Consider the following 13,584-nt stretch of genomic DNA (forward strand, 5'->3'; position numbering starts at 1 on the left):
ACTCGTGTGGCCTTCTTGAGTGTCTGCGCGGAACTCCACCCGCAGGTGCAACTAATCGCCAACCTCATGAACAGCACAAAAAACCGAAGATCAGCTTTGCAATCAGCCGGTTGTTGCGTTCACTTTACGGCAATCATCAGAAAGGCACCTTGCATTTTCGGACAGTGCGCGCGGTATCGCGGGGGTATGGAAATCGGCGAATCAACCCTCAATGGAGGCTACCCCAGCCCATTTCTCCACTGCTGTGGCGACGTATTGGTCCACGTTTTGAATGCACGGGAGAAGGCGTTTGGATCCTGGTATTGAAGGGTCTGAGAGATTGTGGATATCGGCAAATCCGTATCTTTCAAGAGCTGCCGCGCGAAGTTGCTTCTGGAATCGGTGATCAGTTCTTTAAGGTGAGAACCTTCCGCATCCAGCCGGCGTCGCAGCGTTCTTTCATTCAATGAGAATTGACTGGCGATGTACTTGGAGTTTGCCTGGCCTTTCAATAATAGAGCGTATGCCTGGCTCTTTATTTGTTCTGACATCGTCAAAGGTGACGTGGCGGTCGCAATAGCCAGTTTAAGCAGATGGTGTAAGCGTGGATTCGCCGTGCATTGAATTTGCCGCAGTTGCTGATTGTTTATTACAAGCCCGGAGATACTTGCATTGAACTGAATGTCACAGCGAAATTTTCTGACGTACGGGGTGATATCTGATGGCTTGCGATATGAAAACTGCACACGAACGGGTGTCCAGTTAGCGCCTAACAATGTCCGCAACATTTGCAGGCCAACCATGACGGCAGTGTCGACAAGTAATGATTGATTGGGCAGGTCGTGGCGATAAATGACATATCCCAACAGACTGTGTTGGCCCGCCAAGGGAAGCAGGAGTGGGGTCGCGCCACGATCATAGAGACTTGCATGCCCGACCAGGTCGTTTAATGCATCGCCTGGTGAAGTCGCGAGGCGCATGAGCTGGCCCACCGGACCCAAATCATCCAGTGCACAACGCTCACCTATCAGTAAGCCAATATGGGGGCAATCGGTGTGTTCGAATGCAGCTTTGAATAGGTGAGCAGCGTCCATATAGGTGAGGTGCCGGTCTTCACTGACGAATTGCTCTAAACTCAGGCCTGCTTTCTGGAATACTCTCTGCGAGGAACCACCTATGAAATCAACTACTTGCGGGAGACTGCGAAATGGACTCGTGCTGATTTCTCCTGGGCCACTCATTTTTAAAGACGATTGTTTTTTGGGCATATTAGTTCGCAATCATTCCTGATATTGAAATTGGACGAGCGGGCTCAGACCATTGCTTTCCGTAAAAAATGGTCATTGTAAAATACGCCACTCCAATGCGGTCGCAAGACTCTCTGACCTTTAGATAGTATCTCAAAGCCATCATCTCGAATACGTTATAAAATGTGCAAGAAGGTCTTGCTCTCCGTCATCGGCGGTAATGAGCCCTTGAAAACAGTTAGTTGCAGGAAAGGGTTGATTACAAGCGTTCCCGGGTATGCCTTGGACCTGCGGCGTGACCGGGTATAGGTCGCCATGCACCATCGCGGCGCATGCTTCAGCTTGCTGCAATCACTAACGCCATCGCCCACTGTTCCTTTCGAAAACCGACCTGTGCATGTCGGTAACAAGCAAGTTGCCGTTTTCGGCCATTCCCTCCCAAAAACGCTACCTTATTGCTCACTGCCAATGAGTAGAGCGGTTGACCACATCGCCTTCGCTTTTAACCTTACCCCTTGCGACCATCGGGATAGAGACATCGGAGTGTCGTTTTTTGAACGCATGGAAGGATTCATTGAAGTCAGGTGTGAGTTTTGCAAGTAAATACAGATAGCTCGCTGGACGAGCAATAAAAAGAGCCTGCGCCTGAGGCCGTTTACCCGCTTTGTGTGAGGAGATACCGCGATGACGACGTTCAACTCCGGGGCCCAACCCCAGAACCGTGCGCCTCAATCCATCGGCTTTCTGCTGCTGGACAATTTCACGCTGATTTCCCTGGCGTCCGCAGTGGAACCCCTGCGCATGGCGAATCAGTTATCCGGCCGCGAGCTGTATCGCTGGACCACGCTCACCGTCGATGGCGGTCAAGTCTGGGCCAGTGACGGTCTGCAGATCACGCCTGACGCCGCCATGCACAAAGCGCCGCCGCTCGACATTGTGATTGTCTGTGGCGGGATCGGCATTCAACGCACGGTGACCCGCGCACACGTGTCGTGGCTGCAGAGCCAGGCACGTCAGTCCAAACGCCTGGGCGCGGTGTGCACCGGCAGTTGGGCGCTGGCTGGTGCCGGCCTGCTGGACGGGTTCGACTGCAGTGTGCACTGGGAGTGCCTGGCGGCGATGCAGGAAGCCTTTCCTCGGGTGACCATGAGCACCCGGCTGTTTACCCTCGACCGGAACCGCTTCACCAGCTCGGGCGGCACTGCGCCGCTGGACATGATGCTGCACCTGATCAGCCGTGATCATGGGCGTGAACTGTCGGCCGCCATTTCGGAAATGTTCGTCTACGAGCGCATCCGCAACGAGCAGGATCACCAGCGTGTGCCACTCAAGCACATGCTCGGCACCAACCAGCCGAAGTTGCAGGAAATCGTGGCGTTGATGGATGCCAACCTTGAAGAGCCGATCGACCTCGACGAACTGGCGGTGTACGTCGCCGTTTCGCGACGTCAGCTGGAGCGGCTATTCCAGAAGTACCTGCACTGCTCACCGTCGCGCTATTACCTCAAGCTGCGTCTGATCCGCGCGCGGCAATTGCTCAAGCAAACGCCGATGTCGATCATCGAAGTGGCGTCGGTCTGTGGTTTCGTGTCCACGCCGCACTTCTCCAAGTGCTACCGCGAGTACTACGGTATTCCGCCGCGTGACGAGCGCGTAGGGTCCAACACCACCCAACAAGTCGCGATGACGCCGCTGCCGCAAGCGCTGGTGCTGTCGCCGTTGTCCGGACCGTTGTCGGCGCTGAGCCAGGCGCGCAATGAGTCGACGTTTGCCAGCGTAAGGATTTAGACCGAGGCGTTATCAAAAGATCGCAGCCTTCGGCAGCTCCTACAGGGGAACGCGTGCACCACCAAACAACGAGGTCGAGCGTTAGCTCACCTCGCGGTGCTGTTGCGGTGCACGCCCCCTCGTGAGGCCGAGCGCAGGTTCTGCGCAGTGGGCAACCCGGCATGGATGCCGGGTTAGCCGCCGCCGGCCATGGATGGCCGATGGCGGCGGGCCCTGTAGGAGCGAGCTTGCTCGCGAAAAACCTGAGAGCACCGCGGGGTGTCAGGCTCCCCGCGTCATCGTTGACCTCCATCGCGAGCAAGCTCGCTCCTACAGGCCGGGCGGCGTTCCGTTTTTCCAAGTGACCCGCCGTCAGGGCGGAACCCTAAGTGGCCGTTACCGCAGCAATGAATATGTACACCAGGAAGAAAATGCTCGGCCGTAAGGTCGCCATCGCTGGTAAGTCGGATCGCCGCACCGCAGCTTCTACAGGTATCGGTGTTCCCCGGGATTCCGTGAAGAACCATAAAAAATGGGGGAGTACCTGGTCGATTCCAGATACTCCCCATGGTTCTTAATGTTTTGAGTTGCTCTCGATGAACTTCTCGTAAAACATCTGGAATTTTTCGATTCGCTGATCGATGAACCAGGTCTTGACCGCTTCCACCATTGGCGGAGGGCCGCACAGGTAAATATCGAATGGATCAGCCTCAAACGCATTTCGGTCAAAGTGATCAGGAATCCATCCGGTTTTCCCTTTCCACTGCTCCGATGGCCTCGACACGATGAGGTGGTAGTCGAAATCCACGATACGTTCGCGATAGTCCGCCAGCCGTTGGGTTTCGCACAGGTCATTGTCCTGAGTGACACCATAGAACAGTTGGATCGGGTGCCCACAACCACCTTTTTCCGCGATGTTATCCAGCATCCCAAGGAAAGCCGACAGGCCGGTTCCTCCTGCGACCAGCACCAGAGGCTTGGTCACCTGGCGTAGATAAAAGCTACCCAAGGGGGCTTCGAACTCGATGATTTGACCGGGTTGGCAATGCTCACGAATGAAGTTGCTCATCACGCCGTCTGGCAGGAGGCGGATGAGAAATTGAAGCTGGTTAGTGGGATGGGGTCGGTTGGCAAAAGAATAGGAGCGCCACTCACTGGTTCCAGGCACATGCAGTCGTGCGTATTGCCCCGGAAGAAAATCCAGTTGCAGCGGGCTGGCGCTAGCGTCGATATGAAGGATCGCGGTAGTGGCTGAAACCTGCTCCACACGGGTAATCACCGCTTGCAACAATTGAGTTGCCCCAGCGTTGCACAAGCTCGAATCGAAATCGAAATAGAACGACGCATCCGATTGCACTCGGGTCTGGCAAGAGAGCATCTTGCGTTGCTCCAGATCGTGTTCGGACAACGCCTCGTCATCGACATAATCTTGAGTGTATTGACCTGATTCGCAGCGCCCCTGACAGGTGCCGCAGACACCTTCGCGACAATCCAGCGGGAGGTTCACGCCATTGCGTAGCGCAGCGTCGAGCAACAACTCGTTTGGCTTGACCTCGAAGAACGAGGTCTTGCCGTCAGCGAAGCTGAAAGCGACTTTATGGTTCATGACAGCGTGCTCCGCAGGTCACAGGTGATAGAAATCAAGCACTGAGTTGATGGTGTCGTTGAGCAGCACGATGTGCTTGCGAGTGATCTTCCAGCTGTCTGCGACCGCTTTAAGGTGGTAAGTCACATGGCCGTAGAACTGCTCGGACAACCCCTGTCGGGTATACAGGGTGACCCAGGCTGCCTTGACCTCGAGCAAGCCGTTATCGAGCTCCTTGATTCGCACATTGCTGATCTGATGCAGGGTGCGCGGCATCGGGTTTGACGCCGCCGATTTACCCGTGCGCAGACGAAACACCCGGTCTTCAAGGCCGGAGCGGTTCGAGTAGTAAATCAGCGACATGCCGCGCTTGGGGTCGGTGGTGTACACATGCTCCGACTCCCATTGCGGCAGGTGGAATTCACTCTGCTCATCGAAGAGGGCGATGTAGGCGTCCCAATCCTGCTGATCGCACAGTTCGGCTTTGCGGTAGAGGAATTGCTCGATGGAATGTTGTAGTGCGCTCATTTCACACCTCCTTCAACTTCAGGGCTTTTTGTTCCAGACCTTGCAGAAGGAAACGCTGCCAGGATCCATGCTGATTGATGTAGAGCCCCTCATGGGTGAACTCGGTGCCGGTCAATACCGGGTTGATGCCCAGGACCTCGCTGTTGGGGGTGGGGCCTTCGACCCATTTTTCACTGCCGCGGGACACTTCGTTCCAGCGCTCAAGGCGTGCCTGGAAGCCGCGCTGGGCTTCACGAAACTCCACCAGGTCGTCGGGGGTTCCCATACCAGAAACGTTGAAGAAGTCTTCGAACTGACGAATGCGGTTTTCCCGGTCCGCGTCGGACTCACCTTTGACGCCGATGCACTGGCTGGTGATTTCTGTCTTGTTCCAGGCTACCGGGCGCACGATACGCAGCTGCGAGCTGATCTGATCCATAAAGAACAGGCTTGGGTAGATGTTTAGGTTGCGCAGACGGTGCATCATCCACTCAGCCTGCTGCTGGCCGTATTCCTCGACCAGGCGCGGCATGACGCTGGCATAACCGGCGCGCACAGTCGGGTTGGGCATGTCGCTGAACAAGAGGCTGTGGCCATTCTTGAACGAGAACCAGCCGTCGTCGGTTTCGGCATCACCGGCACCCAGTTTGCTGTAGTCCAGCGTGTCGGAGCCGCCACCATTGGCGGCATTGACTTGCTGGCGATGTTGCACCGTGGAGACGTAGTTGTAGTGCACGGTGCTGACGTGATAGCCGTCCAGACCATTTTCGTGCTGCAGTTTCCAGTTGCCGTCGTAGCTATAGGTCGACTTGCCGGGCAGTATTTCCAACTCGCCGGTAGGAGACTGGGCGACCATCATGTCGAAGAACACTTTGGCATCGCCGAGGTAGTCTTCCAGCGAGTCGCTGCCGTTGACGTCCAGGCTGATGAAGACGAAGCCCTTGTAGCTTTCGATCCGGGCTTTCTTCAGGCCGCGGGTGGCCTTGTCGAAGCCTTCCGGGTATTCCCCCGGGGCCTTGACCTTGACCAGGCGGCCGTCACTTTTGTAACACCAGGCGTGGAACGGGCAGGTGAAGGTGGACTGGTTGCCTTTGCTGACGCGAGTCAGCGTCGCGCCCCGATGCTGACAAGCATTGATCAGCGCGTGAAGCTGATTGTTGCCATCGCGGGTGATGATCATGGGCTGACGACCCGCACGCATCGTCAGGAAATCATTGGGGTTGGCGATTTCACTCTCGTGGCAGGCGTAGATCCAGTTCTTCTCGAAGATCAGTTCCATCTCCAGGTCGAACAGTTCCGGCTCTGTGAACATGTCACGGGCGATACGGTATATGCCTTCGGCCGGACGGAAGTCCAGGCAGCCCTGGATGTATTCTTGCCACTGGACAATGCTTCTCGAGTTGTTCATCAGGTACACCCTTTTGTAGTTTTTAGGCTCCCCCCGATTGAAAGCCTTTTTGTGGGGTGCATCTATCCGGATTCGAGGCGATATCTATCCGCTTTTGAGGTGGCACGGCCCGCTCTTTATGGGACATGCATGGCGGGTTTCTTTTGGTTCTTCACGGAACTCCGGGAAACTGTAGGAGCCGGCTTGCCGGCGATGGACTCAAGTACGCCGCGTTTATCCGGTTCACACGCGCTATCGACCATCGCCGCACCGCAGCTCCTACAAGGGAGCGTGCCCACTTTTTTTTGGTTCTTCCCGGGATTGCGTGAAGAACCAAAAAAAATGCTTCCCCCGCCAACGATGTCGGTTACCACGAGCGGTGCTTTGTGCTTTGTGCTTTGTGCTTTGTGCTTTGTGCTTTGTGCATTGCGGCGTCGGGGGGAGATCCGCAAGCCATCGTTCGAATGGCCTCAGGCGCAGGTTCTTTTTATCGCTCGTTCAAATGGATTGGCTCGTGATCGCGGCCCCGAGCCTTGGTATCCGGTCGTGATCCGTGCCCTACCAAAGGACAATGTCGTAGGTAAGGTAGATCCGGTTGCTGTCACGCCCCCGGGAATAATCCGAGCGGTAGACATAGTTGCGAAGGCGCACGCCCAGGCCGTTGAAAGAACCTCCTTGAACGACGTAAGCCAGCTCGGTATCACGCTCCCATTCCTTGACGGTGGTGTCGGATTTACCGTCATTGCCGCTCAGGTAGCGCGTGGAAAAGGTCAAACCAGGCACGCCTGCGGCCGCGAAGTTGTAGCCGTAATTAAGCATCCAGGTCTTCTCGTCTTCCTCAATGAATTTGCCAATGCCAGCGTTACTGAATGAATAGACGGTAGCACCACTGATGAAGGGTAAGCCTGCATCGCCGCTAAGGGTCTGATAGCCACCCCCCATCGTATGGCCCGCGATGGCATACGATAGTTGGCCACTGAGCATGTCGTTGTCGATTTTGCCGTCGAAGGCAGATCCGGTATCAGCGCTATGGAAGTAGCGCAAGTCACTGGTGAGCACTCCACCGGCCAAAGGCAGGTCGTGTTGGATGCCTGCGAAGTTCTGGCGATAAAAGTTATCGAGCTCGCCATAGAAATAGCTCAGACGGATGTCCTTGCCCAATTTATATTCGGCACCGGCGTAGCTGAAATCTCCTGATTTATCCCCACTGAAACCGTCAGGTACGATCGGCATGCTGTCGGTAGAGTCCCGGAGTTTGAAACGGTCCAGGTATCCTCCGGTGACGGTAAGGTTTTCTATGTCGCTGCTGCTTATTTGGGTGCCTTGATAGGTCTGTGGCAACAATCTCGCATCGTTGTAAATCAGCACAGGGGTCTTGGGCAGCAAGGTGCCGTATTTGACGGTGGTCTTTGCAAGCCGTGCTTTTGCTGTAACACCGGCACTGGCAAACTCGTCGGCCGCCCGACCGTCATCATGAACCGGCAATAGTCCGGTACCGCTGCGGCCACGGCCTGAGTCGAGCTTGACTCCAAACAGACCAAGGGCATCAATGCCAAACCCCATCGTCCCTTGTGTAAATCCTGACTGATAGTCCAGCAAGAATCCTTGAGCCCACTCGGTTCGCTCACTTTTTGCGGTTCTCGCTGCTCGTGCGCTCATGCCGTGCTCGTCACGAAAGTTTTCATTGAAATACACATTTCGTAGTTGCAGTTTAAGTTTGCTGTCATCGATAAAGCCTTCGGCGCTGGCACCGGCCATTGGCAACAAACCTAAAACGCAAAACAAAGCCTGACGGGAATGCAAAAAACTCATGGCAAATTACTCATTGTTGTTTTTTAGAGTGCAGGACAGCGCGCGCCTCGCTAGTGAGGCTCGTTGGAAGACGGCATAAGATTTGGGTGAATCAGGTGAACAGGCTGATTGCCCCGGTTAACAAGGCCAGTGCAGTAACCACCAGGGAGGTGAGCACCGCCCATTTGACGGTGGCTTTCTGGAAGTCGCCAATATCGCGGTCGACCATTCCCACCAGCAACAGAGTAGACGCGACCAGTGGGCTCATCAGGTGTACAGGCTGTCCGAGAATAGACGCCCGGGCGATCTCCACGGGATCAATGCCATAAGCTGCGGCCGCATTGGCCAGGATCGGCAATACGCCAAAATAGTAGGCGTCGTTAGACAGCACGAAAGTCAGCGGCATGCTGGTGATCGCAACGACCAGTGGGAACAGGTGCCCCCAGGACGGCGGAATCCAGTCGACGAGGGTTTGGGCCAAGGCGTCGACCATTTTTGTGCCAGAAAAAATCCCGGCAAAAATCCCGGCTGCGAACACCAGCAACACGACGGTCATGGCGTTGCCCGAATGGGCAAGGATGCGTTCTTTCTGAATGTCCAATTGTGGATAGTTGATCATCAGCGCCAGAACGAAGCCGATCAGGAACAAAATCGCGGAGTGCATCAGCCCCGTCACGAGAGCCGCCATCACTGCGGCTACGAGTAGCAGGTTGATGTACGCAAGCTTGGGACGCTTGTGCGGTGTGTCCTCAAGAATCGCCTCGATGTAGCAATCGCCGCCACCACTTTGCAGCTGAACATTGCCGATACGCTTGCGCTCGGCACGGCCCAGCAAAAATGCGCTAAAGACTACCCACATCGCACCACCAATCATGGTCGGTAGCAAAGGCACGAAGTATTTACCCGCATCCAGGCCCAATGCCGCGATCGCGCGAGTCGCGGGGCCGCCCCATGGCGTCATGCCACTCATAATGCTAAGTGACAACATAGCGATGGTCGCTAATATCATCGGGTTCATGCCGATGCGCTTGTACAGCGGCAGCATTGCCGCGCAAGTAATCATGTACGTGGTTGTGCCGTCACCGTCCAAGGCTACAAGCAAGGAGAGGAGGGCAGTGCCAACAGCGATCTTCATTGGGTCACCATTGACTCGCTTCAAAATTTTGCGAATCAGTGGATCGAACAAGCCGGCGTCGATCATCAAGCCAAAGAACAGGATTGCGAATAAAAGGAGTGCGGCTGAAGGGGCGACCATTTTCAGGCCGTCGAGCATCATCTTGCCGGTGGTACCGCCAAATCCGCCAATGACGGCAAATACGATGGGCACAACAGTCAGTGCGACAATGGGCGACAAACGCTTAGTCATTATGAGGAAGGTGAATACGACCACCATGGCTAAGCCAAGGAAAGCGAGCATAGGACGATTCTCTTGTTGTTATCGTTAGAGTGGCTGACGCCGAGGCATACGCCCCCCAACCCGCTAAGCGACACGATCAACGGTGCCTGGCGGGTGGGTTTTGAGTAAAGTCAGGAGTAGGGTAGGAACTATCCGATCTTGGCGTTCTTGACGACTTCCAGGTCTTCCCAGGATTCTTTCTTGGCCAGCGCCTCAGCCGGAACAGGTTTTCCGTCCAGGGTCTGTATCAGCGTTTCCCGGTTGCAAGCATTTTCCGAGATAGAGATCACGACAGTTGCCACAGCATTGCTGGCCAGGCTGGTCAGTGCACGTGCCTCAGACATGAAACGATCGATGCCAATCAGCAAGGCCAAGCCGGCCAACGGAATGTCGTGCATCACGGTCAGCGTAGATGCCAGTGCGACAAAACCGCTGCCGGTCACGCCGGCGGCTCCTTTTGAGGACAACAGCATGATCGCCAACATGGTGATGGTCTGGGTGAGGGTGAGGTCGATGTTGCAGGCTTGGGCAATAAAAATGGCGGCCAGCGACAGATAGATGGCAGTGCCATCCAGGTTGAACGAATAACCAGTCGGCAGCACCAGACCCACCACGCCTTTCCTGCAACCCAAGGCTTCGAGTTTTTCCAGCATGCGTGGCATCACAGGTTCAGTGGAAGAAGTCCCCAGCACCACCAGAAACTCCTCACGGAAGTATCGCAACAGCTTCCAGAGACTGAAGCCATTAGCGCGACAAATGCTTCCCAACACCACGAAAACAAAGAAACCGCAGGCGATGTACAACGTCATGATCAATTTCGCCAGCGAACCAAGCGAAGTGATGCCGTACTGCCCTACCGTGAACGCCAACGCGCCGAAAGCGCCGATGGGTGCAAAACGCATCAGGTAAGAGAAAATCTTGAAGACCATGTGCGACGCTGCTTCAAGAACGTCAAGCACCGGCTTGCCGCGCTCGCCAAGCGAGGACAGGGCAAAGCCAGACAACACCGCAATGAACAGCACCGGCAGTACTTCACCCTTGCTGAATGCACCGATAAAGGTATCGGGGATGATGTGCATGAAAAACTCGACCACCCCAAGCTGTGCAGCCGACTCGGTGTATTGAGTCAATCCCTTGGTGCTCAACTGACTCGGATCAATGTTCATGCCGGCGCCAGGCTTGAACACATAGACCGCGACCAGGCCGATGATCAGGCTGATCACCGTCAACCCAAGAAACAGCAACATGGTCTTGCTGAGCAAGCGACCGAGTGAACGCTTGTCACTCATCCCGGCAATGCCAGTAACGATGGTGCAGAACACGACAGGTGCAATCATCATCTTGATCAGCTTGATGAAGGCATCACCGAGCGGTTTGAGAGCGATAGCTTGCTGAGCCCAGAAATGCCCGACGATTACGCCCAGCAGGACAGCGCAGAGAATCTGGAAATAGAGCGATTTAACAACTTTCATGGCATCACCCATTTTTAGAATTGTGCTGATGCAAAAATGCCAACGACTACCGGGTCTATCCGGCAAGTCGCGCAGAGGCAGTGGCGTAAACGTAACCGGCGAATAGCCTGCGTGCCGTGCGTACGACTGAGGCGCGAATGGTCTCACCCTTGGCACCGGTGTAGGACAACACGACGTCAATTGCGCCGCTTGGATGCTCGATTCGAACATTTTCCAGACGAGGGGTACTGATTCCACCCAGCATCTGCGCGACTACGCTGCCTTCAGTGACGCAAGCGGTGGCCAGGCCGATGGAGCCAGTAATGGCAAGGGCACGGTGGCAGTTGTGCGGCATGAAGTAGCGAACCTGAATCGTGCCACCGGCTTTGGCCGGTGATACCAATACGGGTTTGGGAATGACCTTGTCGCTGACATCACCCAGACCCATTGCGAGGCCTGCTTGAAGTCGCAACGACTCCAGGCGCCGCAAAAATTCCTTGTCGGCGTCCAGTTCGGCCGGGCTTTCATCTCCACGTTTGCCCAACTGGCCAGCTTCGACAAGAAGCATTGGCATTGCCATGTCGATGCAGGTCACAGGAACGTTATCGATCACATCCTGTGTGTTTCCTGTAGGGAAGAGTTTGCCAGTCTTACTGCCGGCGGCATCGAGGAAGGTCAGTTGCACCGGTGCAGCGGTACCCGGCACGCCGTCGATTGCAGTCTCTCCCTCGTAACTGACCTTGCCATCCGGGGTCTGCACTTCGGAATTCACAAATGTCCCTGTGTTCAAATTGCGAATGCGCACGCGAGTACGCTCGCGGGACGCCTTGACCAGACCCTGTTCAATAGCAAACGGACCCACGGCGCACAGCATGTTGCCGCAGTTGGGAGCGGTATCCACCCGACGTTGTGAAACCATCACTTGTACGAACAGATAGTCGACATCCGCATCTGGGTGCAACGAAGGGCTGACAATAGCCACTTTGCTGGTTTGCGGGCTGCCGCCGCCGATGCCGTCGATTTCCAGCTCATGACCTGAGCCCATCAGGTTGAGCAGCAGCTCGTCACGGGCTTCGATGGCTACAGGTAAATCCCAAGCGAGAAATACCGGGCCTTTGGAGGTACCGCCACGCATTAGCACACAGGGAATTCTTTGCATGACACAGACTCTTGGTGATCAATCGGGGTAATTGATGTTCTTGAGGCAAGAGTGTCAGGCTTTAAAAAATGTTTCCAATGCAAATATCGTCGCTATTATTGCGTTTGACGAATGATTAAAGTGGGGTAGATTGCTATCCATCCTCGTTGCTGGCGTGACAAAAAATGGACTATGAGCTTAATGACATACGATCTTTCGTGAAGATTGCCGAACTGGGCAGTTTTCACGAAGCGGCTGATGCCCTGCATCTGTCTCAGCCAGCCTTGAGCCGGCGAATCAAAAAGCTGGAAGAAGGGTTGGGAACCTCATTGCTCGATCGCACAACGCGCAAGGTCAGCCTGACCAGCGTAGGTAGAGATTTTCTGCCTAAGGCACGGCGATTACTGGACGATTTCGATGAGTCGATTCTCAATATCCGCGAGCTCGCGGAACGTCAAATTGGCAGGGTGACCCTGGCGTGTATTCCGACTGCCGCATTCTACTTTCTGCCTTCGGTGATCCGCCTGTACAACGAGCGCTATCCTAAAATTCGAATCCGATTGCTGGACCTTAGTGCGAATGAAGGCCTTGAGGCAGTCCTGCGGGGCGAAGCCGATTTCGGCATCAATATGATGAGCGGCCAGCACCCGGATATCGAGTTCGTGCCATTAGTGAATGAACCTTTTGTGTTGGCCTGCAGGCGTGATCATGAGTTGGCTGAACGTAGCTCGGTGACCTGGTCTGAACTCAGCGATTATCGTCTTATCGGCGTGGGTCGCCTGAGCGGAAACCGTATGCTGCTGGATCACGCTTTATCAGGCTTGAGCTGGCGCCCACAGTGGTTCTACGAGGTACAGCACTTGTCCACTTCTCTGGGCCTGGTAGAGGCTGGGCTCGGCGTATCGGCGATGCCAAGTCTGGCAATGCCTGCCGGGGATCACCCAACGCTGGTAAGCGTCCCTTTGATAGAGCCTGTGGTGAATCGATCGCTGGGATTGGTTTACCGTCGGGGGGCATCACTATCCCCCGCAGCGGAGAAATTCGTTTCAATACTGCTCGAACAATGGCCGCAATGAGGGATCGGCGGTTTTTATAGCAAGCGTCGTCGAGCAGACTTCACTGGTGAGTGGATGGGCTTCACCCTCCCATTAACCCCGTCCTGTCAATGGCCGGGGTTTTGGGGAAGGGCTGGGCAGGTTTTACTCGACGGCCTTGACCATGTCTTCGATGACCTTCTTGGCGTCACCGAACACCATCATGGTCTTGTCCAGGTAGAACAGCTCGTTGTCCAGACCGGCATAGCCGCTGGCCATCGAGCGCTTGTTGACGATGATGG

Annotated in this window: 11 protein-coding genes; 2 read left to right on the forward strand and 9 right to left on the reverse strand. The window is 55.3% G+C overall.

Going from position 1 to position 13,584, the window contains the following annotated elements; all coding sequences use genetic code 11:
• Window positions 1-218: 218 nt before the first annotated feature.
• The gene (locus KGA83_RS27745; RefSeq protein ID WP_223531362.1) at window positions 219-1,247 is read right to left on the reverse strand and encodes an AraC family transcriptional regulator; all 1,029 of its coding nucleotides are present in this window, start codon (window positions 1,245-1,247) and stop codon (window positions 219-221) included.
• Between the two features lie 663 nt (window positions 1,248-1,910).
• On the opposite strand from KGA83_RS27745, the gene KGA83_RS27750 reads away from it, so the two are divergent.
• Window positions 1,911-3,014: a GlxA family transcriptional regulator gene (locus KGA83_RS27750; protein ID WP_108217598.1), complete on the forward strand. Its 1,104-nt coding sequence runs from the start codon at window positions 1,911-1,913 to the stop codon at window positions 3,012-3,014.
• A 553-nt stretch (window positions 3,015-3,567) separates the two neighbouring features.
• Here the strand turns inward: KGA83_RS27750 and antC are convergent.
• The 7 genes from antC to KGA83_RS27785 form a co-directional block, all read right to left on the reverse strand.
• Window positions 3,568-4,599: an anthranilate 1,2-dioxygenase electron transfer component AntC gene (antC, locus tag KGA83_RS27755; RefSeq protein WP_223531363.1), complete on the reverse strand. Its 1,032-nt coding sequence runs from the start codon at window positions 4,597-4,599 to the stop codon at window positions 3,568-3,570.
• 18 nt (window positions 4,600-4,617) lie between these two features.
• Window positions 4,618-5,106 carry an anthranilate 1,2-dioxygenase small subunit gene (gene antB, locus KGA83_RS27760; RefSeq protein WP_108217596.1) on the reverse strand — a complete coding sequence of 163 codons (489 nt, stop codon included), beginning with the start codon at window positions 5,104-5,106 and terminating at the stop codon, window positions 4,618-4,620.
• 1 nt (window position 5,107) lies between these two features.
• A complete protein-coding gene (gene antA / locus KGA83_RS27765) occupies window positions 5,108-6,493 on the reverse strand; it encodes an anthranilate 1,2-dioxygenase large subunit (RefSeq protein ID WP_223531364.1) in 1,386 nt (461 codons plus the stop codon).
• Window positions 6,494-7,030: 537 nt separating this feature from the next.
• Window positions 7,031-8,284: an OprD family porin gene (locus KGA83_RS27770; RefSeq protein ID WP_223531365.1), complete on the reverse strand. Its 1,254-nt coding sequence runs from the start codon at window positions 8,282-8,284 to the stop codon at window positions 7,031-7,033.
• A gap of 91 nt (window positions 8,285-8,375) precedes the next feature.
• On the reverse strand, window positions 8,376-9,680 hold the full coding sequence (locus KGA83_RS27775) for a CitMHS family transporter (RefSeq protein WP_223531366.1): 1,305 nt from the start codon (window positions 9,678-9,680) through the stop codon (window positions 8,376-8,378).
• A 128-nt stretch (window positions 9,681-9,808) separates the two neighbouring features.
• Complete coding sequence (locus KGA83_RS27780) at window positions 9,809-11,143, reverse strand: dicarboxylate/amino acid:cation symporter (protein WP_108217592.1); 1,335 nt, start codon at window positions 11,141-11,143, stop codon at window positions 9,809-9,811.
• A 43-nt stretch (window positions 11,144-11,186) separates the two neighbouring features.
• Window positions 11,187-12,269: a 4-oxalomesaconate tautomerase gene (locus tag KGA83_RS27785; RefSeq protein WP_108217591.1), complete on the reverse strand. Its 1,083-nt coding sequence runs from the start codon at window positions 12,267-12,269 to the stop codon at window positions 11,187-11,189.
• A 164-nt stretch (window positions 12,270-12,433) separates the two neighbouring features.
• On the opposite strand from KGA83_RS27785, the gene KGA83_RS27790 reads away from it, so the two are divergent.
• Window positions 12,434-13,324: a LysR family transcriptional regulator gene (locus tag KGA83_RS27790; protein WP_095946308.1), complete on the forward strand. Its 891-nt coding sequence runs from the start codon at window positions 12,434-12,436 to the stop codon at window positions 13,322-13,324.
• A gap of 123 nt (window positions 13,325-13,447) precedes the next feature.
• Here the strand turns inward: KGA83_RS27790 and KGA83_RS27795 are convergent.
• Window positions 13,448-13,584 (reverse strand): NAD(P)(+) transhydrogenase (Re/Si-specific) subunit beta (locus tag KGA83_RS27795; protein WP_218429155.1); only part of this gene is annotated, 137 nt, incomplete at its 5' end.

The sequence above is a fragment of the Pseudomonas sp. GL-R-19 genome, assembly GCF_019956375.1.
Taxonomy (GTDB): domain Bacteria; phylum Pseudomonadota; class Gammaproteobacteria; order Pseudomonadales; family Pseudomonadaceae; genus Aquipseudomonas.

What these genes read in the sequence shown, in the direction of transcription:
- KGA83_RS27775 (WP_223531366.1), bottom strand. Translation starts at nt 9,680, where the DNA reads ATGCTCGCTTTCCTTGGCTTAGCCATGGTGGTCGTATTCACCTTCCTC.
- KGA83_RS27745 (WP_223531362.1), bottom strand. Translation starts at nt 1,247, where the DNA reads ATGCCCAAAAAACAATCGTCTTTAAAAATGAGTGGCCCAGGAGAAATC.
- KGA83_RS27770 (WP_223531365.1), bottom strand. Translation starts at nt 8,284, where the DNA reads ATGAGTTTTTTGCATTCCCGTCAGGCTTTGTTTTGCGTTTTAGGTTTG.
- antC (WP_223531363.1), bottom strand. Translation starts at nt 4,599, where the DNA reads ATGAACCATAAAGTCGCTTTCAGCTTCGCTGACGGCAAGACCTCGTTC.
- KGA83_RS27785 (WP_108217591.1), bottom strand. Translation starts at nt 12,269, where the DNA reads ATGCAAAGAATTCCCTGTGTGCTAATGCGTGGCGGTACCTCCAAAGGC.
- KGA83_RS27780 (WP_108217592.1), bottom strand. Translation starts at nt 11,143, where the DNA reads ATGGGTGATGCCATGAAAGTTGTTAAATCGCTCTATTTCCAGATTCTC.
- antB (WP_108217596.1), bottom strand. Translation starts at nt 5,106, where the DNA reads ATGAGCGCACTACAACATTCCATCGAGCAATTCCTCTACCGCAAAGCC.
- KGA83_RS27790 (WP_095946308.1), top strand. Translation starts at nt 12,434, where the DNA reads ATGGACTATGAGCTTAATGACATACGATCTTTCGTGAAGATTGCCGAA.
- antA (WP_223531364.1), bottom strand. Translation starts at nt 6,493, where the DNA reads ATGAACAACTCGAGAAGCATTGTCCAGTGGCAAGAATACATCCAGGGC.
- KGA83_RS27750 (WP_108217598.1), top strand. Translation starts at nt 1,911, where the DNA reads ATGACGACGTTCAACTCCGGGGCCCAACCCCAGAACCGTGCGCCTCAA.